Origin of the sequence: Paraburkholderia strydomiana, assembly GCF_031456815.1 — a bacterium.
GTDB classification, from domain to species: Bacteria; Pseudomonadota; Gammaproteobacteria; order Burkholderiales; family Burkholderiaceae; genus Paraburkholderia; species Paraburkholderia caledonica.
The window spans coordinates 21,440-46,090 of record NZ_JAVDVL010000002.1 but is presented as its reverse complement, the minus strand read 5'-3'; the positions used below and the strand labels follow the sequence as shown (position 1 = coordinate 46,090).

Below are 24,651 nucleotides of genomic sequence, written 5' to 3'. Positions count from 1 at the left end.
CGATGCGCGCGCGTTTGCCGGTCTGCACGATAACGGTTGCGGCGGCTTGCTTATTCCGTTGTCGGCGCCCTATGATCCGCGCTTCGACGAATCAGACGGAACGGACGATGGCGAAGGGGCAATGGAAGACGGCCGTAGCATTGGCGGCACTCTCGGTAACGGTGGCGGCGGCCTGCGCGGCTGCGGCGCAGACGCCGCAACCGGCGCAGACACCGGAAGCGGCGCCGGGCCCGACCGGCGCGCCGATCCAGCTGGCGCTGATCGAAGGCATGTCAGGTCCGTTCGCGAACGCCGGCGCGGCAGTGGAGCGCAACTTGCGCTATGGCGTCGAACAGGTGAATGCGCACGGCGGTGTGAAGCTTGCGGACGGCGCTCATCCGCTCGAGCTGGTCGTGCTGGACAGCAAGGGCGGCACCGAAGAGGCGCTGACGCAACTGCGTAGCGCAGCCGACCGTCACATCGGCTATATCCTGCAGGGCAACAGTTCGGCGGTCGCGGCGGCGCTCATCGGCGCGATTGAAAAGCAGAACAGCCGCGAGCCGGGCAACCGCGAGCTATTTCTCAACTATTCCGCCGACGACCCGGCGCTGACCAACGCCAATTGCAGTTTCTGGCACTTTCGCTTCGACGCGCATGCGGGTATGCGCATGGACGCGCTTGCCGACGTGATCCAGCGCGACCGGGCGGTGAAGAAGGTTTATCTGCTGAACCAGGATTACAGCTTTGGCCACGACGTGAGCCGTCTCGCGCGTTCGGCGCTGTCGGCGAAGCGCCCGGACATTGCCGTGGTCGGCGACGAGTTCCATCCAATTGGCCGTGTAAAGGATTTTTCGCCGTACGTCGCAAAAATTCGTGCGAGCGGCGCGAACGCCGTCATTACCGGCAATTGGGGCAACGACCTGACACTGCTCGTCAAGGCGGCGCGTGAGCAGGGGCTCGACACGAAGTTCTACACGTTCTACGGCAACAGTCTCGGCGCGCCTGCCGCGCTGGGCGACGCGGGCGTCGGGCGGGTGATTGCCGTCGCCGACTGGCATCCGAATGCGGGCGGCGCGGCCTCCGACGCCTGGTACGAGGCGTTTCGCGCCCGCTTCCCGGCCGCGCAGGACGACTACCCGGTATTGCGCATGCCGCTGATGATCGAAACCCTCGCCGCGGCGATGAATCGCGCGAAAAGCGCCGATCCCGCGGCGGTCGCGCGGGCGCTCGAAGGCATCCGGTTCGACAACGGCTTCCACCCATCGTGGATGCGGGCGGACGATCATCAACTAATCCAGCCGCTCTACGTGATGGAAATGGACAAGGTCGGCACGCGCGGCGTGCGCTTCGACAACGAGGGCTCCGGCTTCGGTTTCCGCACGGTGCTGGCGTTGCCGGCTGAGCGCACCGTGCCGGCGAGCGTGTGCAAGATGAAGCGACCCTGACCGGTCGATGCCTGCGCGCGGCGTCCTCGTGGTCGCTGTCCGGCGCGGCAGGGCAGGGTTCGCGGCGGGATCGCACTGTGCTACAATACGCGTCCCGTTGCGGTACCGGCTGTCATGCAAGGTGTCTGGCAGCGCTAGTTCGCACGGGTAACCCACGGCACGGCCTTTCTTCCGTGACCGCCTGTCTAGTTCTTAAGGAAATCGACATGTCCGCAGTTGATACAAGCAAGAAGTCCGAAGTCGTTGCGCAATTCGCACGCGCAGCTAACGACACCGGCTCCCCCGAAGTTCAGGTCGCGCTGCTCACGACCCGCATCAACGAACTGACCGTTCACTTCAAGGCACACGCGAAAGATCACCACAGCCGCCGCGGTCTGCTGCGCATGGTGAGCCGCCGCCGCAAGCTGCTCGACTACCTGAAGGGTAAGGACGCGGATCGTTACCGCGCACTGATCGAGAAGCTGGGTCTGCGTAAGTAATCGGCCAGTCGTTCAGCAAGATGCCTGTGTCAGTTCCACTGATACAGGCATTTTGTTTTTGCGCGGTGCGCTTCATGTGGGGCGCACAGCCTGTAGTCCGCCGCGGCGTGCCGGTTGATGCGGCGGGGCAGTAAGCAGTAAAAGCAGTAGAAAAGCAGCAAATACAGAAACATGGCCGGGCTTCAGGGCGGAGCTTTGTGTCATTCCAGCGATTCGCGCGCTTAGTCGACGTAGCAATGCAGACGGCGCAGAGCGTGGCTCTCTGGAATGGCATAACACTACTCTTCCCATGCGGCGCCGGTCCTGGCGTTGCCGCGCCGCTTCTGGTCCGCGCGGCATAACGATGAGGAAAAGCAATGACTATGTTCAGCAAGATCGTCAAAGAATTTAAGTGGGGACAACATAACGTTCGCCTCGAAACCGGCGAGATTGCTCGCCAGGCGAGCGGTGCGGTAATCGTCGACGTCGAAGACACCGTGGTTCTGGCGACCGTGGTTGGCGCCAAGACGGCCAAGCCGGGCCAGGACTTTTTCCCGCTGACCGTCGACTATCTCGAGAAGACCTACGCCGCCGGCAAGATCCCGGGCGGTTTCTTCCGCCGCGAAGGCCGTCCGTCTGAGGGCGAAACGCTGATCTCGCGCCTGATCGACCGCCCGTTGCGTCCGCTTTTCCCGGAAGGCTTCTACAACGAAGTCCAGGTCGTGATCCACGTCCTGTCGCTGAACCCGGAAATCCCCGCTGACATTCCCGCGCTGATCGGCGCGTCGGCGGCGCTCGCCGTCTCCGGTTTGCCGTTCAACGGCCCGGTCGGCGCTGCACGCGTGGCCTACATCAACAACGAGTATGTGTTGAACCCGACGCGTCCGCAAATGAAGGAATCGGCGCTCGACCTGATCGTCGCCGGCACGGAACGCGCGGTGCTGATGGTCGAATCGGAAGCGCAGCAACTGAGCGAAGAAGTGATGCTCGGCGGCGTGGTGTTCGGCCATGAGCAGATGCAAATCGCGATCGACGCGATCCACGATCTGGTCCGCGAAGGCGGCAAGCCGGAATGGGATTGGCAACCGGCCGCGAAAAACGAGCCGCTGATCGCGCGCGTGACGGAACTGGCGCAAGCCGAACTGCTCGCCGCTTACCAGATCCGCGACAAGCAGGCGCGTTCGACCAAGCTGAAAGAAATCTACGCAGCGGTTTCCGCGAAGCTGGAGCAAGACGCGTCGGCAAACGGCACCGTGGCGGCCGACAAGGCGACCGTCGGCAACGTGCTGTTCGACATCGAAGCGAAGATCGTCCGTACGCAGATCCTGAACGGCGAGCCGCGTATCGACGGCCGCGACACGCGCACCGTGCGCCCGATCGAAATCCGTACCGGCGTGCTGCCGCGTACGCACGGCTCGGCACTGTTCACGCGCGGCGAAACGCAGGCGCTGGTGGTGGCGACGCTCGGCACGAAGGGTGACGAGCAGAACATCGACGCGCTCGAAGGCGAGTATCGCGAACGTTTCATGCTTCACTACAACATGCCTCCGTTCGCGACCGGCGAAACGGGCCGCGTCGGTTCGCCGAAGCGCCGTGAAATCGGTCACGGCCGTCTCGCCAAGCGCGCGCTGGCCGCGTGCCTGCCGAGCGCCGACGAGTTCGGTTACTCGATCCGCGTCGTGTCGGAAATCACGGAATCGAACGGCTCTTCGTCGATGGCTTCGGTGTGCGGCGGCTGCCTCGCGCTGATGGACGCCGGCGTGCCGATGAAGGCGCACGTCGCCGGCATCGCCATGGGCCTGATTCTCGAAGGCAACAAGTTTGCCGTGCTGACCGACATCCTCGGCGACGAAGATCACCTCGGCGACATGGACTTCAAGGTGGCGGGCACCGAACACGGCGTGACCGCACTGCAGATGGACATCAAGATCCAGGGCATCACGAAGGAAATCATGCAGGTCGCCCTCGCGCAAGCGAAGGAAGGCCGTATGCATATCCTGAGCAAGATGACTTCGGCGGTGTCGGGCGCGAACACGCAACTGTCGGAGTTCGCACCGCGCATGATCACCATCAAGATCAATCCGGAAAAGATCCGCGACGTGATCGGCAAGGGCGGTTCGGTGATCCGCGCGCTGACGGAAGAAACCGGCACGACGATCGATATTTCCGACGACGGCGTCGTGACCATCGCGAGCACCAGCAGCGAAGGCATGGCCGAAGCGAAGAAGCGTATCGAGAACATCACGCTTGAAGTCGAAGTGGGTCAGGTGTACGAAGGCACCGTGCTCAAGTTGCTCGATTTCGGCGCGATCGTGAACATCCTGCCGGGCAAGGACGGTCTGCTGCACATCTCCGAAATCGCCAACGAGCGAATCAAGGACATCAACGACTACCTGAAGGACGGCCAGCAAGTGAAGGTCAAGGTCATCCAGACGGACGAAAAGGGGCGTGTGCGTCTGTCGGCAAAGGCGTTGCTGAACGACGGCGCGCCGAGCGCGCCGCAAGGCGAGCCGACGCCGCAGTAAAGCGGTAGCAGCACAACGGCCGGCAGCGCGTATGCGCGCCGGCCGTTTTTCATGATGGACGCAGGGTGGATTGCCTTGCAGACAGATCCCATTCGACAGGCGAATAACCGGGTCGAAGCGGCGGGTTGATCGGCGGTTCACGCGGCTCGTGCCTGATTGCCGTGATCCGGCGACAATGCAGGGAACGCGGACGAACGCGGGTACGCAACGCAATCCAATCTTGGAGTTGACGCAGATGAAAGCGATCGAAATCACGGAATTCGGAGCGCCGGAAGTTCTCAAGCTCGCGGAGCGGCCCACGCCGCAGCCGAAAGCGGGCGAGGTGCTGATCAAGGTGGCGGCTTTTGGCATCAACCGTCCGGACGTGTTTCAACGCAAGGGCGCCTATGCGCCGCCTCCGGGCGCCTCCGACCTGCCGGGGCTCGAAGTGGCGGGCGAGATCGTCGGCGGCGACATCGACGCGAAGAACAATCCGTTCGGCCTGAAAATCGGCGATCGCGTATGTGCGTTGCTAGCTGGCGGCGGCTACGCCGAGTACGCGACCGCGCCGCTTCTGCAATGCTTGCCGGTGCCGAGCGGCCTGTCCGATGTCGAAGCAGCTTCGCTTCCGGAGACTTTCTTTACGGTCTGGAGCAATGTGTTCGATCGCGCGCAGCTCGGCAAGGGCGAGGGTGGCCCGAACGAAACGTTGCTCGTGCAGGGCGGCTCGAGCGGTATCGGCGTCACCGCGATCCAGATTGCCCATGCGTTGGGTTTTCGCGTGTTCGCAACCGCCGGCTCGGACGAAAAGTGTCGTGCGTGCGAGGCATTGGGCGCGGAGCGTGCCATCAACTACAAGACGGAAGACTTCGTCGAAGTCATCAAGTCGCTGACTAACGACCGCGGCGTGGACGTGGCCCTCGACATGGTGGCGGGCAGCTACGTGTCGCGCGAACTTACGGCACTCGCCGACGGCGGGCGCATTGTGCTGATCGCGCTGCTGGGCGGCGCGAAGGCGGAGCTGAATTTGAACGAGGTGCTGCGCCGCCGGTTGACGGTGACCGGTTCGACGCTGCGTCCTCGGCCAGTTGAGTTCAAGGCGAAAATTGCCGCACAACTCAAGGCGCAAGTGTGGCCGCATCTGGAAGACGGTCGGATCAAGCCGGTGGTGCATCGCGTGTTTCCTGCCGCGCAGGCTGCCGAAGCGCATGCGCTGATGGAAAGCAGCACGCACGTCGGCAAAATCGTGCTGACTTGGGGTCAGGACGCTTGATGCTGGCTTACGGGCGGGATTCGGTGCGCACAGGCTTGTTTGACCCGATCTCGCCCACGCAGTAAAATTGCGCGTTTTGCGCACGCTGCATGAATTCGAAAGGCGGGTTGCGAGGTACGCAAACGGCGCGCACAAAGAGTGCGCACGAAGCCCGCCCCCAAGGCACCGCAAGCAGACGACAAGGGGCAAGACGAGACGATGTCCACGCAACGAGCGAAACTGGTAGTTGGTAACTGGAAGATGCACGGGTGTCTCGCCGACAACGCGGGGCTGTTGCAGGCGGTGGCGAAGGGTGCCGCAGAACTCCCGGCCGACGTGCGCGTGGGTGTTTGCGTGCCGAGCCCGTACCTCGCGCAAGCGCAGTCGTTGCTGGAAGGCAGCCGGGTGGTGTGGGGCGTGCAGGACATTTCCGCTTTCACGCACGGTGCTTATACCGGTGAGGTGGCTGCGCAAATGGTGGCGGATTTCAGCGCCGCGTTTGCCATCGTCGGGCATTCGGAGCGCCGCGCCTATCATCGCGAAAGCGCCGAGCTGGTCGCCGTAAAGACACAGCGCGCGCTCGAGGCGGGATTGACACCGATCGTATGCGTCGGCGAAACGCTCGAGGAGCGCGAAGCCGGATCGACCGAGCAGGTAGTCGGCGCGCAGCTCGACGAGGTGCTGGCCAAGCTGTCGGCCGAGGAAGCGGCGCGTATCGTGGTTGCGTACGAGCCCGTTTGGGCGATCGGCACCGGCAAGAGCGCGACGTCCGAGCAGGCGCAGGCGGTGCACGCTTTCTTGCGCTCGCGTCTTGCGGCAAAGGGCGCCAGTGTTGCGAATGTGACGCTGCTGTATGGCGGCAGTGTGAAGCCCGACAACGCGGAAGAGTTGTTCAGTCAGCGGGATATCGACGGTGGCCTGATCGGCGGCGCGTCGTTGAAGGATAAGGATTTTCTGGCGATCTGCAAGGCGGCGGCTGCAACGACAGCCGCGACTTAAGTGGATTGCTGTAGTCGAGGATGACCCATTCCGGGGTCTCGCAGCCTGCGAGGCCCGGCTAATAAAGACTCAGGTGAGTGTAATGCTGTATTTGAAAACATTGATTATCGTCGTTCAGCTGTTGTCGGCGCTCGGGGTCATCGGCCTCGTGTTGCTGCAGCACGGCAAAGGCGCCGATATGGGCGCGGCTTTTGGTAGTGGAGCGTCGGGCAGCCTGTTCGGCGCCACCGGGTCGGCAAACTTTTTGTCGCGGACAACCGCAGTGCTCGCGGCGGTGTTTTTTTTAACTACGTTGACGCTGACCTACCTCGGTGCGTATCGCGCAAAGCCTTCTGCAGGCGTGCTCGGCGCAGCGGCTACGGCACCTGTTGTGGCTTCTGCCGCTTCCGCGCCGGCTGGTGGTTCGGGTGCGTTGGCGGCATCGGCTGCGTCCGTGCCTGCTACCGACGTGCCGAAATAAATTTTCGTAGAAAGTGGTTTTGTGCGTTGAACAAACTGTTTAGAGCAGTTACAATCTAAGTCTTGAAGCGATTCGCGGGTTTTATAAGTTGTTTTCCCGGATTGCATACAGTGCCGACGTGGTGAAATTGGTAGACACGCTATCTTGAGGGGGTAGTGGCGAAAGCTGTGCGAGTTCGAGTCTCGCCGTCGGCACCAAATGTTATCTAATGCCAGCCGCTTGCTTCGCTTCGGCTGGCATTTTCACTTCTGGCGCACGGATTGCGCTCAATCCGTGACATGTACGTCTCAGAAGTGATTTCGCGTCAGGGGTGCTATGCTCCTGACGGCACTCAGAACCAACCGATTGAGGATAGTCTTGAACCTCGCAGCCTATTTCCCCGTCTTGTTGTTCCTCGTTGTGGGCACCGGTTTAGGCGTAGCACTGGTCAGTATTGGCAAGATCCTCGGTCCCAACAAGCCCGACACCGAGAAGAACGCACCGTACGAGTGCGGCTTCGAAGCATTCGAGGATGCGCGCATGAAGTTCGACGTGCGCTATTACCTCGTCGCCATTCTCTTCATCATTTTCGACCTTGAAACCGCGTTCCTGTTCCCGTGGGGCGTCGCCCTGCGCGACATCGGCTGGCCCGGTTTCATGGCGATGATGATTTTCCTGCTCGAATTCCTGCTGGGCTTCGCCTATATCTGGAAGAAGGGCGGCCTCGACTGGGAATGATGGTTTAATCGCCGGTTTGCGTGGGTGGCCAAGGCTTGCCGCCCCGTCTGGAGTGGAAAGCAAATGAGTATCGAAGGGGTCTTGAAGGAAGGGTTTGTCACCACAACGGCTGACAAACTGATCAACTGGACGCGTACCGGCTCCCTGTGGCCGATGACGTTCGGTCTTGCATGCTGCGCGGTCGAGATGATGCATGCGGGCGCTGCCCGTTATGACCTCGACCGCTTTGGCGTGGTGTTTCGTCCGAGTCCGCGTCAGTCGGACGTGATGATCGTCGCCGGCACGCTTTGCAACAAAATGGCGCCGGCTCTGCGCAAGGTTTACGACCAGATGGCCGAGCCGCGTTGGGTGATTTCGATGGGCTCGTGCGCGAACGGCGGCGGCTATTACCACTACTCGTATTCGGTAGTGCGTGGCTGCGACCGCATCGTGCCGGTCGACGTCTACGTACCGGGCTGCCCGCCAACAGCGGAAGCGCTGGTGTACGGCGTGATCCAGTTGCAGGCCAAGATTCGCCGCACTAACACAATCGCCCGTCAATAAGGCAACGCCTCCCCCACAATATGGCAAGCAAACTCGAGACCCTGAAAGCGAACCTCGAGGCGGCATTTGGCGGCCTCCTGCTGAGCACCACCGAGGCAATCGGTGAGTTGACGATCGTCGTGAAAGCAAGCGACTACCTCAACGTGGCAACGCGTCTGCGCGACGACCGCTCGCTCGGTTTCGAGCAGATGATGGACCTGTGCGGCGTCGACTATCAAACCTATGCCGACGGCGCTTATGACGGTCCGCGTTTCGCGGCCGTTCTGCAGTTGTTGTCGGTGCAGAACAACTGGCGCGTGCGGCTTCGTGTGTTCGCGCCCGACGACGAAATGCCCATCCTGCCATCGGTGGTCGACGTCTGGAATTCGGCTAACTGGTACGAGCGCGAAGCATTCGACCTGTACGGCATCGTCTTCGAAGGCCATCCGGATCTGCGCCGCATTCTGACCGACTACGGTTTCATTGGTCACCCATTCCGCAAAGATTTCCCTGTCTCCGGGTACGTCGAAATGCGTTACGACCCGGAAGAAAAGCGCGTCGTCTATCAGCCTGTGACGATCGAGCCGCGGGAAATCACGCCACGCGTGATCCGCGAAGATCGCTATGGCGGTCTGAAACACTAAGAGAACGCCATGGCAGAGATCAAGAACTACACGCTCAATTTCGGTCCTCAGCACCCGGCAGCGCACGGCGTGCTGCGTCTCGTGCTGGAACTCGACGGCGAAGTCATCCAGCGCGCCGATCCGCACATCGGCCTGCTGCATCGCGCGACTGAAAAGCTGGCCGAAACGAAAACGTTCATTCAGTCGGTGCCGTACATGGACCGTCTCGACTACGTGTCGATGATGGTCAACGAGCACGGCTATGTAATGGCAATCGAAAAGCTGCTCGGCATCGACGTGCCGGTACGTGCTCAATACATCCGCGTGATGTTCGATGAAGTCACGCGCGTGTTGAACCACCTTATGTGGATCGGCGCGCACGCGCTCGACGTCGGCGCAATGGCAGTGTTTCTGTATGCGTTCCGCGAGCGTGAAGATCTGATGGACGTGTACGAAGCAGTGTCCGGTGCACGGATGCACGCGGCTTACTATCGTCCGGGCGGTGTCTATCGCGATCTGCCGGACGCCATGCCGCAGTACAAGGCGTCGAAGATTCGCAATGCGAAGGCATTGTCTAAGATGAACGAGAACCGTCAAGGTTCGTTGCTCGACTTCATCGACGATTTCTTCACGCGTTTTCCGAAGTGCGTCGACGAATACGAAACGCTGCTCACCGACAACCGGATCTGGAAACAGCGTCTGGTCGGCATTGGCGTGGTCAGCCCGGAGCGCGCCCTGCAAATGGGTATGTCCGGTGCAATGCTGCGCGGTTCCGGGATCGAATGGGATTTGCGCAAGAAGCAGCCGTACGAAGTCTATGAAAAGCTCGATTTCGACATTCCCGTCGGCGTGAACGGCGACTGTTACGACCGCTATCTGGTTCGCGTTGAAGAAATGCGCCAGTCCACGCGAATTGTGAAACAGTGCATTGAGTGGCTGCGCAAGAATCCGGGCCCTGTGATGATCGACAATCACAAGGTTGCTCCGCCGTCGCGCGTGGGCATGAAGTCGAACATGGAAGAACTGATTCACCACTTCAAGCTGTTTACGGAAGGCTTCCACGTACCGGAAGGCGAGGCTTACGCCGCCGTCGAACACCCGAAGGGCGAGTTCGGTATCTACCTGGTGTCGGACGGCGCGAACAAGCCGTATCGCCTGAAGATCCGCGCACCCGGCTACGCGCATCTGTCCGCGCTCGACGAAATGGCGCGCGGTCACATGATCGCCGACGCCGTAACGATCATCGGCACGCAGGATATCGTGTTCGGCGAAGTAGATCGCTAGGACGTAATCATCGGTGCGCGCCTTCAGGAAGTTCCGAAGGCGCGCGTCAAGCAAGGAACGCCGGGTCTGTCGCAGCACGAAGTGAGCGACAGGTTTTCGTTCGGTAGGAATTGAAAGAGTCGTGTCTGAAAATGATCTCAGCTGAAGGCCTGAAAGAAATCGATCGTGCGATCGCGAAGTATCCCGCCGATCAGAAACAGTCCGCCGTGATGTCGGCGTTGGCCACTGCTCAGGAAGAGCATGGCTGGCTGTCGCCCGAACTCATGCAGTTCGTCGCGGACTATCTCGGCATGCCGGCAGTCGCCGTGCAGGAGGTGGCAACCTTCTACACGATGTACGAGACGTCGCCGGTCGGCAAGCACAAGATCACGCTCTGCACGAACCTGCCGTGTCAACTCGGCCCGGACGGCGGCTCCGACAGCGCCGCTGAATATCTGAAGCAGAAGCTCGGCATCGACTTCGGCGAAACCACGGCTGACGGCAAATTTACCTTGAAAGAAGGTGAATGCATGGGGTCGTGCGGCGACGCGCCGGTGATGCTGGTGAACAACCATCGCATGTGCAGCTTCATGAGCCGCGAGAAGATCGACCAGCTGCTCGAGGAACTTTCGAAATGACGTCTTTACACGATCGTCACATCAAACCGCTGATTCTCGCTGGCCTGAACGGCGACAACTGGCATCTCGAAGACTATGTGGCGCGCGGCGGTTACGCCCAACTGCGTCGCATCCTTGAAGAAAAAATTCCGCCCGAGCAGGTGATCGCCGACGTCAAGGCGTCGGGTCTGCGCGGCCGTGGCGGTGCGGGTTTCCCCACCGGCCTGAAGTGGAGCTTCATGCCGCGTCAGTTTCCGGGCCAGAAGTACCTGGTCTGCAATTCGGACGAAGGCGAGCCGGGTACGTTCAAAGACCGTGACATCCTGCGCTTCAATCCGCATTCGCTGATCGAAGGCATGGCTATCGGCGCGTACGCGATGGGCATCACGGTCGGCTACAACTATATCCACGGCGAAATCTGGGAAGTCTACAAACGCTTCGAAGAAGCGCTGGACGAAGCTCGCCGCGCCGGTTTCCTCGGCGAGAACATCATGGGTTCGGGCTTCTCGTTCGAACTGCATGCGCACCACGGTTACGGCGCCTACATCTGCGGCGAAGAAACCGCGTTGCTCGAGTCGCTGGAAGGTAAGAAAGGCCAACCGCGCTTCAAGCCGCCGTTCCCTGCGAGCTTTGGCGTGTACGGCAAGCCGACCACGATCAACAACACCGAGACGTTCGCGGCTGTGCCGTTCCTGCTCGCGATCGGGCCGCAGAATTATCTGGAAATCGGCAAGCCGAACAACGGCGGCACGAAGATCTTCTCGATCTCGGGCGACGTCGAGCGTCCGGGCAACTACGAGGTTCCGCTCGGCACGCCGTTCGCGACGCTGATGGAGCTCGCTGGTGGCATGCGCGGCGGCAGGAAGATCAAGGCTGTGATTCCTGGCGGTTCGTCTGCGCCGGTGATCCCGGGCGACGTCATGATGCAGACCGACCTGGACTACGATTCCATCGCCAAGGCCGGCTCGATGCTCGGCTCGGGCGCGGTCATCGTGATGGACGAGACGCGCTGCATGGTGCGTTCGCTGCTGCGTTTGTCGTACTTCTATTACGAAGAGTCGTGTGGTCAATGCACGCCTTGCCGTGAGGGCACGGGCTGGCTGTATCGCGTCGTGCATCGTATCGAGCACGGCCTCGGCCGTCCGGAAGATCTGGATCTGCTGAACTCGGTTGCGGAAAACATCATGGGCCGCACGATTTGCGCGCTCGGCGATGCAGCGGCCATGCCGGTGCGCGGCATGCTCAAGCACTACTGGGACGAATTCGAATATCACGTCGCTCACAAGCATTGCCTCGTCGGCGGTCATGCGGGCGCCGCGGCGGCTGCGGAAACAGTGGCTGCCTGAGCGGGCGCTAAGCGACCCCGGTAAGCGACCGGGCAAGCGGTCCATAAGAACGCTGCACAGGTACGTACCAGAACACGTCAACCACGGGATTTCATTGCCTGAACGGGCGATGAACGGGGCGAACGATTGAGCGGTAACAGGTTAAGGAAGATTGACCATCATGGTTGAACTTGAAATAGACGGCAAGAAAGTAGAAGTGCCCGAAGGCAGCATGGTGATCCAGGCTGCGCATAAGGTCGACACGTACATTCCTCACTTCTGCTATCACAAGAAGCTGTCGATTGCGGCCAACTGCCGGATGTGTCTCGTCGATGTCGAGAAAATGCCGAAGGCCGTGCCCGCATGCGCGACGCCGGTGTCGGCTGGCATGATCGTGCGCACCAAGTCGGACAAGGCGGTGAAGGGCCAGCAAGCCGTGATGGAATTCCTGCTGATCAACCACCCGCTGGATTGCCCGATCTGCGATCAGGGCGGCGAGTGCCAGTTGCAGGATCTCGCGGTGGGCTACGGCAAGTCGTCGTCGCGTTATAGCGAAGAAAAGCGTGTCGTGTTCCACAAGAACGTCGGCCCGCTGATCTCGATGGAAGAAATGTCGCGTTGCATTCACTGCACGCGCTGCGTGCGCTTCGGCCAGGAAGTGGCCGGCGTGATGGAACTCGGCATGCTGGGGCGCGGCGAACATTCGGAAATCACGTCGTTCGTCGGCAAGACGGTCGACTCCGAACTGTCGGGCAACATGATCGACCTGTGCCCGGTCGGCGCGCTGACCAGCAAGCCGTTCCGCTACAGCGCACGTACGTGGGAACTGTCGCGCCGCCGGTCGGTGAGCCCGCATGATTCGGTCGGCGCGAACCTCGTGGTGCAAGTGAAGAACAATCGCGTGATGCGTGTTTTGCCGTTCGAAAACGAAGCGATCAACGAATGCTGGATTTCGGACAAGGACCGCTTCTCGTACGAAGGCCTGAATAGCCCGGAACGTCTGACGCAGCCGATGCTGAAGCAGGGCGGCAAGTGGGTCGAAACCGACTGGCAGACCGCGCTCGACTACGTGGTGAAGGGTCTGAAGGGTATCAAGGGCGACCACGGCGCGAACGCGCTGGCCGCGCTCGGCAGCGCCCATAGCACGGTCGAAGAACTGTTCCTGCTGAAGCAGCTCGCTCAAGCGGTCGGCACGTCTAACGTCGACTTCCGTCTGCGTCAGTCGGATTTCTCGGCTCCGGTCAACGGCACGCCGTGGCTCGGCACCGCGATTGCGGATCTGTCGAACATCGACTCGGCTCTGGTGATCGGCTCTGATCTGCGTCGCGATCATCCTCTGTTCGCCGCACGCCTGCGTCAGGCCGCAAAGGGCGGCGCGAAGCTCACGCTGGTTCAGGCAACGGGCGACGACGCGCTGATTCCGCAAGGTCAACGCCTGGCCGCAGCGCCGTCGGCGTGGCTCGATACGCTGGCTGGCATTGCATCGGCGGTGTCGCAAGCGAACGGTACAGCGCTGCCTGAAGCTTTCTCGAGCGCACAGGCTACGGACTCGGACAAGGAAGTCGCGAAATCGCTCGCAACCGGCGAACGCCGTCTCGTGCTGCTCGGCAACGGCGCGGTGCGTCATCCGGATTTCGCGGTCATTCATGCTGCCGCCCAATGGATCGCGGACGCAACCGGCGCAACGCTCGGTTTCATGACGGAAGCGGCCAACACGGTCGGTGCGCATCTGGTGAACGCATTGCCGGGCGAGGGCGGTCTGAACGCTCGCGAAGTGTTCGAGCAGCCGCGCAAGGGCTATCTGCTGCTGAACGTCGAACCGGAATTCGATACAGCGAATCCGGCTCAGGCTTTGGCGGCGCTCAAGCAAGCTGAAATGGTTGTCGTGATGTCGCCGTTCCAGACCGGCGCAGAATACGCCGACGTGCTGCTGCCGATCGCGCCGTTCACGGAAACGGCCGGCACGTTCGTCAACGCCGAAGGTACGGTGCAGTCGTTCAACGGCGTAGTACGTCCGCTCGGCGACACGCGCCCGGCATGGAAGGTGTTGCGCGTGTTGGGCAGCCTGCTGGGTGTGCCCGGTTTCGAGTACGACACGGCGGAAGAAGTTCGCCAGGCCGCTCTCGGCGACGGCGAACTGCAGTCGCGTCTGTCGAACAGAACCGGCGTGGCAGTTGCGCGCGGCAAAACGGCTAAGGCGGCGGAAGGCAAGTTCGAGCGAATCGCCGACGTGCCGATCTATCACGCCGACGCGCTCGTCCGTCGCGCGGAGTCGCTGCATCTGACCGCCGCGGCGCGTGCCGCGAACAACGTCGGCCTGCCGGCTGCGCTGTTCGACAAACTGGGTTTGAAAGAAGGCGACGCGGTTCGCGTGCGCCAGGGCGAGCAATCGGTGCAGTTGCCGGCCGTGCGCGACGCGAATCTTGCGGAGACGGTCGTCCGCGTATCGGCGGCTACGCCTGCCGGTGCGGCGCTGGGCAGCCTGTTCGGTGAACTGGTGGTGGAGAAGGCGTAAATGAGCTTGTTCGATACGATCAACTCGGGCGGCACCCAGCTTCTCGGTGTGGCATGGCCCACGGTGTGGGCACTGGTGCGCATCCTTGTGGTGGCCGTCGTGATCCTGCTGTGCGTGGCTTACCTGATTCTGTGGGAGCGTAAGCTGATCGGCTGGATGCACGTGCGTCTCGGCCCGAACCGCGTCGGCCCTGCGGGTCTCCTGCAGCCTATCGCCGACGTGCTGAAGCTGTTGCTGAAAGAAGTGATTCAGCCTGCTCAGGCAAGCCGCTGGATTTACCTGATCGCGCCGATCATGGTGGTGGTGCCGGCCTTCGCGGTCTGGGCGGTCATTCCGTTCCAGGCGGGCGCGGTGCTCGGCGACATCAACGCGGGTCTGCTGTACGCGATCGCGATTTCGTCGATCGGCGTGTACGGCGTGATTCTGGCCGGCTGGGCGTCGAATTCGAAGTACGCGTTCCTCGGCGCGATGCGTGCCGCGGCGCAAATGGTCTCCTACGAAATTTCAATGGGCTTTGCGTTGGTCGTCGTCCTGATGACGGCGGGCACGCTGAACCTGTCGGGCATCGTCAATTCGCAGGAGCAGGGCTTCTTTGCATCGCACGGCTTGAACTTCCTGTCGTGGAACTGGCTGCCTCTGCTGCCCATGTTCGTGGTGTACTTCATCTCGGGCATTGCCGAAACAAACCGTCACCCGTTCGACGTGGTGGAAGGGGAGTCGGAAATCGTCGCGGGCCACATGATCGATTACTCGGGGATGGCGTTTGCGCTGTTCTTCCTCGCCGAGTACATCAACATGATCGTGATTTCGGCCTTGGCGTCGACACTGTTCCTCGGGGGCTGGAGCGCACCGTTCGGGTTCCTGTCGTTTATCCCCGGCATCTTCTGGCTCGTCCTCAAGGTCTTCCTGTTGTTGTCGGTGTTCATCTGGGCGCGTGCCACGTTCCCGCGTTACCGCTATGACCAGATCATGCGTCTTGGCTGGAAGATTTTCATTCCAGTTTGCGTGGTATGGCTGGTGGTGGTCGGCTTCTGGATTATGTCGCCGTGGAATATCTGGAAATAAAGGGCGGATGAACTCATGACCGCAATCCAAAATTTTTTCAAGACCTTCTTTCTGACGGAGCTCCTCAAGGGCCTCGCGCTGACCGGACGTTATACGTTCCAGCGCAAGGTCACGGTGCAGTTCCCGGAAGAGAAGACGCCGATGTCGCCGCGTTTTCGTGGCCTGCACGCGTTGCGCCGTTATGAAAATGGCGAAGAGCGCTGCATCGCATGCAAGCTGTGTGAAGCGGTGTGTCCCGCGCTCGCCATCACGATCGAGTCGGAAACGCGCGAGGACAACACGCGCCGCACGACGCGTTACGACATCGACCTGACCAAGTGCATCTTCTGCGGTTTTTGTGAAGAGAGCTGTCCGGTCGACTCGATCGTCGAGACGCACATCCTCGAATATCACGGCGAGAAGCGCGGCGATCTGTACTTCACGAAGGAAATGCTGCTGGCCGTGGGCGATCGCTACGAAGCGGAGATCGCCGTGAACAAGGCTGCCGACGCACCGTATCGTTAAACGTTCGAGTTGTCGAAGCGGTAGATGCGGCAGTTGCGCATCGATATCAGTAAATGCAGCAGTAACACGGCCTGTTGTCGGGCCGAGCGCCGCGGCCCGAGTGCCGTGGCACGGCGCACCTGTGCGGCTGTTCTGGCGGTTTTTGCGCTGTTGCCAGACACACGTGCCAAAGAAAATGCCTGACGATGGCCTAACGATGAACCGGTAATCATGGAATTCACGACCGTACTGTTCTACATCTTCGCGCTGCTCCTGGTGGTTTCAGGGCTGAAGGTGATCACCTCGCGCAACCCGGTGTCGTCCGCACTGTTTCTCGTGCTGGCGTTCTTCAACGCAGCCGCGATCTGGATGCTTCTGCAAGCCGAGTTCCTCGCAATCCTGCTGGTGCTGGTCTATGTGGGCGCCGTGATGGTGCTGTTCCTGTTCGTCGTGATGATGCTCGACATCAACATCGACGTGCTGCGCAAGGACTTCAAACGCTTCGTGCCAATGGCCACCGTGGTGGGCGCGATCATCGTGCTCGAAACCGCGTTGATCCTGTGGCACGGCTACGGCGCGACCAGCACCGTGGTGCGTGACACGACCGCTGCCGCGAACGGCATGGGCGACTGGTCGAACACCCGCCTGATCGGCAAGGTGATCTACACCGACTACATCTTTGCGTTCGAAGTCGCCGGCCTCGTGCTGCTGGTGGCGATCATTGCGGCAATCGCGCTGACCACGAGCCACAAGAAAGACAGCAAACGCCAGAACGTCAGCCAGCAGGTGAAGGTGCGTGCCCAGGACCGTGTGCGCGTCGTCAAGATGCCGTCGGAAAAGAGCGCGGCAACCGTCGCGGCGGAAGAAGCCGCAGCAGCGGCGGCAGCTGCCGAATCGGCATCTGCCAAGAACAGCTGAGCGGACAGGAGATAGAAACCATGTTGACCCTTGCTCATTACCTTGTGCTCGGCGCGATTCTCTTTGCGATAAGCGTCGTTGGCATTTTCCTGAACCGTCGCAACGTCATCATCATCCTGATGGCGATCGAACTGATGCTGCTCGCGGTAAACACCAACTTCGTCGCTTTCTCGCATTACCTCGGCGACGTGCATGGCCAGATTTTCGTCTTCTTTGTGCTGACGGTTGCGGCAGCGGAAGCGGCGATCGGCCTCGCAATTCTGGTGACCCTGTTCCGTAGCCTCGACACGATCAATGTCGAAGATCTCGATCAGCTCAAAGGTTAATTTCAGGAAAAGCGGTTATGTCCACGATACTCAATGAAAACCTGCTGCTGGCGATTCCGCTGGCACCGCTGGCCGGTTCCCTGATTGCTGGGCTGTTCGGCAAGGCGGTAGGGCGCGCGGGTGCGCACTCGGTCACCATTCTCGGCGTTGCGATTTCGTTCGTGCTGTCGATGATGGTGTTCTTCCAGGTGCTGGACGGCGCGAGCTTCAACGCGACCGTCTACGAATGGATGACGATCGGCAAGACGAAGTTCGAAGTCGGCTTCCTCGTCGATTCGCTGACGGCAATGATGATGTGCGTCGTGACCTTCGTGTCGCTGATGGTGCACATCTACACGATCGGCTACATGGCCGACGACGACGGTTATCAGCGCTTCTTCTCGTACATCTCGCTCTTCACGTTCTCGATGCTGATGCTCGTGATGAGCAACAACTTCCTGCAGCTGTTCTTCGGCTGGGAAGCGGTGGGTCTCGTGTCGTATCTGCTGATCGGCTTCTACTTCACGCGTCAGTCCGCGGTGTACGCGAACATGAAGGCGTTTATCGTGAACCGCATCGGCGACTTTGGCTTTCTGCTGGGTATCGGCCTGCTGTTCGCGTTCGCCGGATCGATGAACTACGGCGACGTGTTTGCAAAGCGCACCGAACTTGCGGCATTGAGCTTTCCGGGTACCGATTGGGGCCTGCTGACGGTGGCTTGCATCTGTCTCTTCATCGGCGCAATGGGTAAGTCGGCGCAGTTTCCGCTGCATGTGTGGCTGCCCGATTCGATGGAAGGCCCGACGCCGATTTCCGCGCTGATTCACGCGGCAACCATGGTGACGGCCGGTATCTTCATGGTCACGCGCATGTCGCCGCTGTTCGAACTGTCGGATTCGGCGCTGTCGTTTGTGATGGTGATCGGTGCGATTACCGCGCTGTTCATGGGCTTCCTCGGGATCGTCCAGAACGACATCAAGCGTGTGGTGGCGTATTCCACGTTGTCGCAGCTCGGCTACATGACGGTCGCGCTCGGCGCGTCGGCTTACCCGGTCGCCGTGTTCCACCTGATGACGCACGCGTTCTTCAAGGCACTGCTTTTCCTTGGCGCTGGTTCGGTGATCATCGGTATGCACCACGATCAGGACATGCGCAACATGGGCGGCCTGCGCAAGTACATGCCCATTACGTGGATCACGTCGCTCGTCGGTTCGCTCGCGCTGATCGGCACGCCGTTCTTCTCAGGCTTCTATTCGAAAGACTCGATCATCGACGCGGTGAAGCTGTCGCATCTGCCGGGTTCGGGCTTTGCATACTCCGCCGTGGTGGCCAGCGTTTTCGTTACCGCGCTGTATTCGTTCCGTATGTACTTCATGGTGTTCCATGGCAAGGAGCGCTTCCGCGATCCGAAGCATCCGGAATCGCCGATGGGCGCGGAAGCCGCGGCACACGGTCATGGCAATGGGCACGACGACCACGGTCACGGTCATGGTCACGACGACCACGGTCATGCTCACGAGCCGCATGAAACGCCTTGGGTGGTGTGGCTGCCGCTCGTGCTGCTGGCGATTCCTTCTGTCGTGATCGGTGCAATCGCAATCGGTCCGATGCTGTTCGGCGACTTCTTCCAGCACGGTGTGGCGTTCGATAAGGTGATTTTCATCGGCGAAAACCATCCTGCATTGCATGAAATGGCGGAAGAGTTCCACGGCTGGGCGGCAATGGGCCTGCATTCGGTGGCGGGTCTGCCGGTCTGGCTGGCGCTTGCGGGTGTGGTCGTCGCGTGGTTCCTGTATCTCGTTCGTCCCGAATTGCCGGCTACCATCAAGCGCGCATTCGGACCGATCTACACGCTGCTCGACAACAAGTACTACATGGACAAGATCAACGAAGTCGTGTTCGCGCGGGGCGCCGTGGCAATTGGCCGTGGTCTCTGGAAGGAAGGCGACGTCGTCGTGATCGACGGTATCGTCAATGGCAGCGCACGCTTCATCGGCTGGTTCGCCGGCGTGATCCGCTTCCTCCAATCCGGCTACATCTATCACTACGCGTTCGCCATGATTATCGGCATGTTGGGGCTCCTGACCCTGTTTGTAACGCTCGGCGGCAAATAAGGCGAGGGACACTAATGCACGCTTATCCGATTCTTAGTATCGCCATCTGGTTGCCGATCCTTTTTGGCCTGCTGGTTCTGGCCATCGGTTCTGACCGGAACCCGGGCCCCGCGCGCTGGGTCGCGCTGATCGGCTCGGTCGCCAGCTTCATCGTGACGATCCCGCTGATCACCGGTTTTGATTCGAGCAGCGCGGATCTGCAGTTCGTCGAAAAGGCAAACTGGATTGAACGATTCAACATTACTTATCACCTGGGTGTCGACGGCATCTCGATGTGGTTTGTCGTGTTAACCGCATTGATTACCGTGATCGTCGTGATCGCCGCGTGGGAAGTGATCACGAAGAACGTGGGTCAGTATCTCGCGTCGTTCCTGATTCTGTCGGGCATCATGGTCGGCGTGTTCAGCGCGGCCGACGGCATGCTGTTCTACGTGTTCTTCGAAGCGACGCTGATCCCGATGTACATCATCATCGGCGTGTGGGGCGGGGCGAACCGCGTGTACGCGGCGTTCAAGTTCTTCCTGTACACGTTGATGGGTTCGCTGCTGATGCTGGTCGCGCTGCTCTATCTGTACGTTCAGACCGGCACGTTCGACCTGGCGACCTGGCAGCACGCGCAGATCGCGATGACACCCCAAGTGTTGCTATTCATAGCGTTCTTTATGGCGTTCGCCGTGAAGGTGCCGATGTGGCCGGTTCACACGTGGTTGCCTGACGCCCACGTGGAAGCGCCGACCGGCGGCTCGGTGGTGCTGGCGGCGATCATGCTGAAGCTCGGCGCCTACGGTTTCCTGCGCTTCTCGATGCCGATCGCGCCGGACGCCAGCCACTTCCTCGCGCCGGTTGTGATTACGCTGTCGCTGATCGCGGTGATCTACATCGGTCTCGTCGCGATGGTGCAGGCCGACATGAAGAAGCTGGTCGCGTATTCGTCGATTGCACACATGGGCTTCGTCACGCTCGGCTTTTTCATCTTCAATCAGCTCGGCGTTGAAGGCGCGATTGTCCAGATGATCTCGCACGGCTTCGTGTCGGGCGCAATGTTCCTGAGCATCGGCGTGCTGTACGACCGTATGCACTCGCGTCAGATCGCGGATTACGGCGGCGTCGTCAATGTCATGCCGAAGTTTGCGGCTTTCGTGATGCTGTTCTCAATGGCAAATTGCGGCTTGCCGGGCACCTCCGGTTTTGTCGGCGAATTCATGGTGATTCTGGCTGCCGTCCAGTACAACTTCTGGATCGCGGGCGGCGCGGCTGTCACCCTGATTCTCGGCGCGGCCTACACGTTGTGGATGTACAAGCGCGTGTACTTCGGTGCGGTCGCCAACGACCACGTGAAGAGTCTTGTCGACATCAGCCGCCGCGAGTTTTTCATGCTGGCAGTGCTTGCCGCACTGACACTGTTCATGGGCCTGTATCCGAAGCCCTTTACCGATGTGATGCACGTATCCGTGGAAAACCTCCTCTCCCACGTTGCGCAGTCCAAGCTGCCGTTGTCTCAGTAACGCAGAGCGGAGGAATTAAAGACCATGCAAAACGCCCCTATGACTGCCCTGTTGCCCGACGCGCTGGTGATGCTCGCCGTTGTCGTCGCGTGGCTCAACGACACGTTCGTCGGCCAGGCCGGTCGCCGTACCACGTACCTGATCGCGGTCCTGTCGACGCTCGTCGCCGGCATCTGGTTCGCGGTCAATGCGTTCGACCCGTCGGTGCACTACTTCTTTAGCCGCATGTATGTGGTCGACTCGTTCGCGAGTCTGATGAAAGCGGTGGTAACGCTCGGCTACACGGTCTCGATCGTGTATTCGCGCCGCTACCTCGAAGATCGCGGCCTGTTCCGCGGCGAGTTCTTCCTGCTGGGCATGTTCTCGTTGCTCGGACAGCTCGTCATGATCTCGGGCAACAATTTCCTGACGCTGTACCTCGGTCTGGAACTGATGTCGCTGTCGCTGTATGGCGTGATCGCGCTGCGTCGCGAAGCCGCGCCGTCGAACGAAGCTGCGATGAAGTACTACGTGCTCGGCGCGCTGGCTTCCGGCTTCCTGCTTTACGGCATTTCGATGCTGTACGGCGCGACCGGCTCGCTCGACCTGAACGAGGTTTTCAAGGCAATCGGCCAGAGCCACTACGACCCGAGCGTGCTGCTGTTCGGCGTGATCTTCATCGTGGCGGGTGTTGCGTTCAAGATGGGTGCCGTGCCGTTCCACATGTGGGTGCCTGACGTGTATCAAGGCGCGCCGACGGCCATGACGCTGCTGGTTGGCGGTGGTCCGAAAGTCGCGGCATTTGCCTGGGGTCTGCGCTTCCTCGTCATGGGCCTGTTGCCGCTCGCCGTCGAATGGCAGCAAATGCTGGTGATCCTGGCGGCGCTTTCGCTGATCGTCGGCAATATCACCGGTATCGTGCAGCGCAACGTCAAGCGTATGCTCGCGTACTCGGCGATCTCGAACATGGGCTTCGTGCTGCTCGGTCTGCTGGCCGGCGTGGTCGATCACAAAACCACGGGCGCTGCCAGCGCGTACGGCTCGGCGATGTACTACAGCATCGTCTATCTGATCACGACAATGGGGACGTTCGGCGTCATCATGCTGCTCGCACGCCGCGAATTCGAAGCCGACACGCTGGAAGACTTCAAGGGTCTGAATCAGCGCAGCCCGGTGTTCGCGTTCGTCATGATGGTCATGATGTTCTCGCTCGCCGGCATTCCGCCCGCAGTCGGTTTCTACGCGAAGCTGGCAGTGCTGCAGGCCACCATGAACGCCGGCCTGACCTGGCTGACGGTGCTGGCCGTGATCACGTCGCTGTTCGGCGCGTTCTACTACCTGCGTATCGTCAAGCTGATGTATTTCGACGAGCCGCAAGACAAGTCGGCGATCGTGGCAGACACGGGTACGCGCGCGTTGCTCGCGCTCAATGGCGTTGCCGTGCTGGTGCTCGGTATCGTGCCCGACCCGCTGTTGAAGGCTTGCCTGCAGGCTATTCAGCACACCCTGTCGTTCTGATGTCCGCAGCGGGCTGGTTTATCGTGCTGTTGGCACTGGTCGGTGCCAACCTGCCGTTCCTGAATCAGCGACTCTTCGCCGCCGTGCCGCTCAAGGCGGCGAAGAAAAGCGCATGGATCCGGATTGCCGAACTGATCGTGCTGTACTTTGTGGTCGGCGCGTTGGGTTTTCTGCTTGAAGCGCGTGCGGGCAATCGCTTCGATCAGGGCTGGCAGTTCTACGCAATCACATTCGCGCTATTCGTTGTGTTCGCGTTCCCCGGCTTCACCTTCCAGTATCTCGTCAAACGCCGCTGACGGCGTCCCGCCGTCGCGCACCACGCTGTTCCGAGGTCCGCATATGGCTGAACTTCCCGATCACGACGCCGCGCTCACCGAGACGTGTGTCGAGAGCAAAACGGTTCATCAAGGGCCGTTTCTGACGCTCAAGTGCGACACGGTCCGCCTGCCGGACGGCAAGCATGCCACCCGCGAATACGTGCAGCATCCGGGAGCCGTGATGGTGATTCCCATGTTCGACGACGGCCGTGTGCTGCTGGAGAGCCAGTATCGCTATCCGATGGGCAAGGTCATGGTCGAATATCCGGCCGGCAAGCTCGATCCGAACGAAGGCGCATTGACTTGCGCGGTGCGCGAGTTGCGTGAAGAAACCGGATATACGGCGCGTGAGTACGTGTATCTGACGCGCGTTCACCCGATCATTTCGTATTCCACCGAGTTCATCGACATCTATCTTGCGCGCGGTCTTACGGCCGGCGAGCGCAAGCTGGACGACGGCGAGTTCCTGGAGCTCTTCACTGCGACGGTTCCCGAAGTGTCGGAGTGGGTACGGACCGGCAAGATCACCGACGTGAAAACAATAATCGGCACGTTCTGGCTGGAAAAGGTGTTGTCGGGCGCCTGGCCGCTCGCGCAGCCGCAGTCGCAATAATCCCGCCGTCGGGCGCCGGGCGGCGCTTGCATCGCATACATCAAGCCCCTGTCGGTCGATGACCGGCGGGGGCTTTTTCATGGCGATGCGCCGCCGGGCCACAGCATCTGCCGCCTTGTCTGAATAAGCGCGCCTTTGTCTTATGCCATCAGGCAGTCTCGCTTCGTTGCCGTGGTAACTCTAGTATGGATCTCTCAAGACGTCTTCATCGCTCATGTGCTTCGGATAACGAAACATCTGAAGCGCTCGAGTCGGATGAGGCAGGCATAAAGTTGTCACTTGACAACCTGTGTCGCGAGTACTAAATTGGAGGTCCGGATGGTTCGTCGAACCCATGCAAAGAAAGAGATAGAGGCCGCGTTGACCTATGCCGAGCGGCGCGGCTGGCGCATACAAAGCGGCGGAACGGGCCACGCCTGGGGAAAGATGTATTGCCCTTATAAAGAGGCGGAATGTCGCTGCGGCGAGTTCTGCATTTCGAGCGTATGGAGCACGCCGAAAAACGCCGTGAATCACGCCAGACACTTGCGGCGCGTTGTCGATAATTGCACGGCGCACCGTTAGCAAACGCTGAGTGGCAAGCCTTGAATGAACAAGCAGGAGTAGCACATGGAATACACATTTACGTTGAAGTACAAGCTTGCCGCGCAAGACTGCGATCTTGACGCGATCGTCGAGAGGTTGGGTGAAGCGGGTTGCGACGACGCGACGATCGGCGTGGGGCAACCGGGGCGGCTCGCGCTGGTATTTTCGCGCGAAGGGACGTCCGCGCTGGAGGCGTTGGTCAGCGCGCTCGGTGACGTTAAAGAGGCGGTGCCGTCGGCGCGACTGGTCGAGGCAGGCCCGGACTTTGTGGGACTGACCGACGTGGCGGAGATTGCCGGCGTGTCGCGGCAGAACATGCGCAAGCTGATGCTGAGTCATGCGATTGAATTCCCGCCGCCGGTGCATGAGGGAAGTGCGTCAGTCTGGCATTTGTCCGACGTGCTTGACTGGCTGAACTCGCGCGGCGGGTACGATATCAACGCAGAGGTATTCGACGTTGCCAGATCGGCCAAACAGATCAACCTGGCCAAAGAGGCACGAGGACTTGAGCCGCGGCTTAATCGGCGGCTGGAATGCCTCGTGGCTTGAACCCGGCAATGAGCAGAGACA

Annotated in this window: 24 protein-coding genes and 1 tRNA gene; all 25 read left to right on the top strand. The window is 60.7% G+C overall.

What is annotated here, in order from left to right; genetic code table 11:
- Positions 1-107 precede the first annotated feature (107 nt).
- The 25 genes from J2W46_RS05775 (at position 108) to J2W46_RS05655 (ending at position 24,630) form a co-directional block, all read left to right on the top strand.
- A complete protein-coding gene (locus tag J2W46_RS05775; RefSeq protein WP_310352137.1) occupies positions 108-1,424 on the top strand; it encodes a branched-chain amino acid ABC transporter substrate-binding protein in 1,317 nt (438 codons plus the stop codon).
- A 206-nt stretch (positions 1,425-1,630) separates the two neighbouring features.
- Positions 1,631-1,903, top strand: a complete 273-nt coding sequence (gene rpsO / locus J2W46_RS05770) for a 30S ribosomal protein S15 (RefSeq protein WP_006048211.1) — start codon at positions 1,631-1,633, stop codon at positions 1,901-1,903.
- A gap of 356 nt (positions 1,904-2,259) precedes the next feature.
- Complete coding sequence (gene pnp / locus J2W46_RS05765) at positions 2,260-4,407, top strand: polyribonucleotide nucleotidyltransferase (protein WP_020069579.1); 2,148 nt, start codon at positions 2,260-2,262, stop codon at positions 4,405-4,407.
- Between the two features lie 235 nt (positions 4,408-4,642).
- Entirely contained in the window at positions 4,643-5,659 is a 1,017-nt protein-coding gene (locus tag J2W46_RS05760; protein ID WP_310352136.1) for an NAD(P)H-quinone oxidoreductase, read from the top strand.
- Between the two features lie 198 nt (positions 5,660-5,857).
- Positions 5,858-6,637: a triose-phosphate isomerase gene (tpiA, locus tag J2W46_RS05755; protein WP_310352134.1), complete on the top strand. Its 780-nt coding sequence runs from the start codon at positions 5,858-5,860 to the stop codon at positions 6,635-6,637.
- Positions 6,638-6,719: 82 nt separating this feature from the next.
- Entirely contained in the window at positions 6,720-7,097 is a 378-nt protein-coding gene (gene secG / locus J2W46_RS05750) for a preprotein translocase subunit SecG (protein WP_310352132.1), read from the top strand.
- A 112-nt stretch (positions 7,098-7,209) separates the two neighbouring features.
- Positions 7,210-7,294, top strand: a tRNA-Leu gene (locus tag J2W46_RS05745).
- 160 nt (positions 7,295-7,454) lie between these two features.
- On the top strand, positions 7,455-7,814 hold the full coding sequence (locus J2W46_RS05740) for an NADH-quinone oxidoreductase subunit A (protein ID WP_013339872.1): 360 nt from the start codon (positions 7,455-7,457) through the stop codon (positions 7,812-7,814).
- A gap of 63 nt (positions 7,815-7,877) precedes the next feature.
- Positions 7,878-8,357 carry a NuoB/complex I 20 kDa subunit family protein gene (locus tag J2W46_RS05735; RefSeq protein ID WP_006052903.1) on the top strand — a complete coding sequence of 160 codons (480 nt, stop codon included), beginning with the start codon at positions 7,878-7,880 and terminating at the stop codon, positions 8,355-8,357.
- A gap of 20 nt (positions 8,358-8,377) precedes the next feature.
- Complete coding sequence (locus J2W46_RS05730; RefSeq protein WP_020069583.1) at positions 8,378-8,980, top strand: NADH-quinone oxidoreductase subunit C; 603 nt, start codon at positions 8,378-8,380, stop codon at positions 8,978-8,980.
- A 9-nt stretch (positions 8,981-8,989) separates the two neighbouring features.
- On the top strand, positions 8,990-10,243 hold the full coding sequence (locus J2W46_RS05725; protein WP_020069584.1) for an NADH-quinone oxidoreductase subunit D: 1,254 nt from the start codon (positions 8,990-8,992) through the stop codon (positions 10,241-10,243).
- Between the two features lie 131 nt (positions 10,244-10,374).
- The gene (gene nuoE / locus J2W46_RS05720; protein WP_006052900.1) at positions 10,375-10,860 is read left to right on the top strand and encodes an NADH-quinone oxidoreductase subunit NuoE; all 486 of its coding nucleotides are present in this window, start codon (positions 10,375-10,377) and stop codon (positions 10,858-10,860) included.
- Positions 10,857-12,185 (top strand): NADH-quinone oxidoreductase subunit NuoF, encoded by a 1,329-nt coding sequence (nuoF, locus tag J2W46_RS05715; RefSeq protein WP_020069585.1) that lies wholly within the window; start codon positions 10,857-10,859, stop codon positions 12,183-12,185. Before nuoE ends, nuoF begins: the two co-directional genes overlap by 4 nt.
- A 160-nt stretch (positions 12,186-12,345) precedes the next feature.
- The gene (gene nuoG / locus J2W46_RS05710; RefSeq protein ID WP_310352126.1) at positions 12,346-14,679 is read left to right on the top strand and encodes an NADH-quinone oxidoreductase subunit NuoG; all 2,334 of its coding nucleotides are present in this window, start codon (positions 12,346-12,348) and stop codon (positions 14,677-14,679) included.
- Positions 14,680-15,744, top strand: coding sequence for an NADH-quinone oxidoreductase subunit NuoH (gene nuoH / locus J2W46_RS05705; RefSeq protein WP_020069587.1), 1,065 nt, complete (start codon positions 14,680-14,682; stop codon positions 15,742-15,744).
- A gap of 15 nt (positions 15,745-15,759) precedes the next feature.
- Positions 15,760-16,248: an NADH-quinone oxidoreductase subunit NuoI gene (nuoI, locus tag J2W46_RS05700; protein ID WP_020069588.1), complete on the top strand. Its 489-nt coding sequence runs from the start codon at positions 15,760-15,762 to the stop codon at positions 16,246-16,248.
- A gap of 210 nt (positions 16,249-16,458) precedes the next feature.
- Complete coding sequence (locus J2W46_RS05695; RefSeq protein ID WP_020069589.1) at positions 16,459-17,145, top strand: NADH-quinone oxidoreductase subunit J; 687 nt, start codon at positions 16,459-16,461, stop codon at positions 17,143-17,145.
- A gap of 20 nt (positions 17,146-17,165) precedes the next feature.
- Positions 17,166-17,471: an NADH-quinone oxidoreductase subunit NuoK gene (nuoK, locus tag J2W46_RS05690; protein ID WP_013339863.1), complete on the top strand. Its 306-nt coding sequence runs from the start codon at positions 17,166-17,168 to the stop codon at positions 17,469-17,471.
- 17 nt (positions 17,472-17,488) lie between these two features.
- Positions 17,489-19,564: an NADH-quinone oxidoreductase subunit L gene (gene nuoL / locus J2W46_RS05685; RefSeq protein ID WP_310352123.1), complete on the top strand. Its 2,076-nt coding sequence runs from the start codon at positions 17,489-17,491 to the stop codon at positions 19,562-19,564.
- A 14-nt stretch (positions 19,565-19,578) separates the two neighbouring features.
- Complete coding sequence (locus tag J2W46_RS05680; protein WP_288828419.1) at positions 19,579-21,069, top strand: NADH-quinone oxidoreductase subunit M; 1,491 nt, start codon at positions 19,579-19,581, stop codon at positions 21,067-21,069.
- Between the two features lie 24 nt (positions 21,070-21,093).
- Complete coding sequence (gene nuoN, locus J2W46_RS05675) at positions 21,094-22,566, top strand: NADH-quinone oxidoreductase subunit NuoN (RefSeq protein ID WP_087754081.1); 1,473 nt, start codon at positions 21,094-21,096, stop codon at positions 22,564-22,566.
- A complete protein-coding gene (locus J2W46_RS05670; protein ID WP_027776670.1) occupies positions 22,566-22,862 on the top strand; it encodes a DUF2818 family protein in 297 nt (98 codons plus the stop codon). The genes nuoN and J2W46_RS05670 overlap by 1 nt, the downstream gene beginning before the upstream one ends.
- A gap of 43 nt (positions 22,863-22,905) precedes the next feature.
- On the top strand, positions 22,906-23,496 hold the full coding sequence (locus J2W46_RS05665; protein WP_020069594.1) for an NUDIX domain-containing protein: 591 nt from the start codon (positions 22,906-22,908) through the stop codon (positions 23,494-23,496).
- A 318-nt stretch (positions 23,497-23,814) separates the two neighbouring features.
- Positions 23,815-24,060: a hypothetical protein gene (locus tag J2W46_RS05660; protein ID WP_251031432.1), complete on the top strand. Its 246-nt coding sequence runs from the start codon at positions 23,815-23,817 to the stop codon at positions 24,058-24,060.
- A 45-nt stretch (positions 24,061-24,105) separates the two neighbouring features.
- Positions 24,106-24,630, top strand: a complete 525-nt coding sequence (locus tag J2W46_RS05655) for a helix-turn-helix transcriptional regulator (RefSeq protein WP_310352117.1) — start codon at positions 24,106-24,108, stop codon at positions 24,628-24,630.
- Positions 24,631-24,651: the final 21 nt, after the last annotated feature.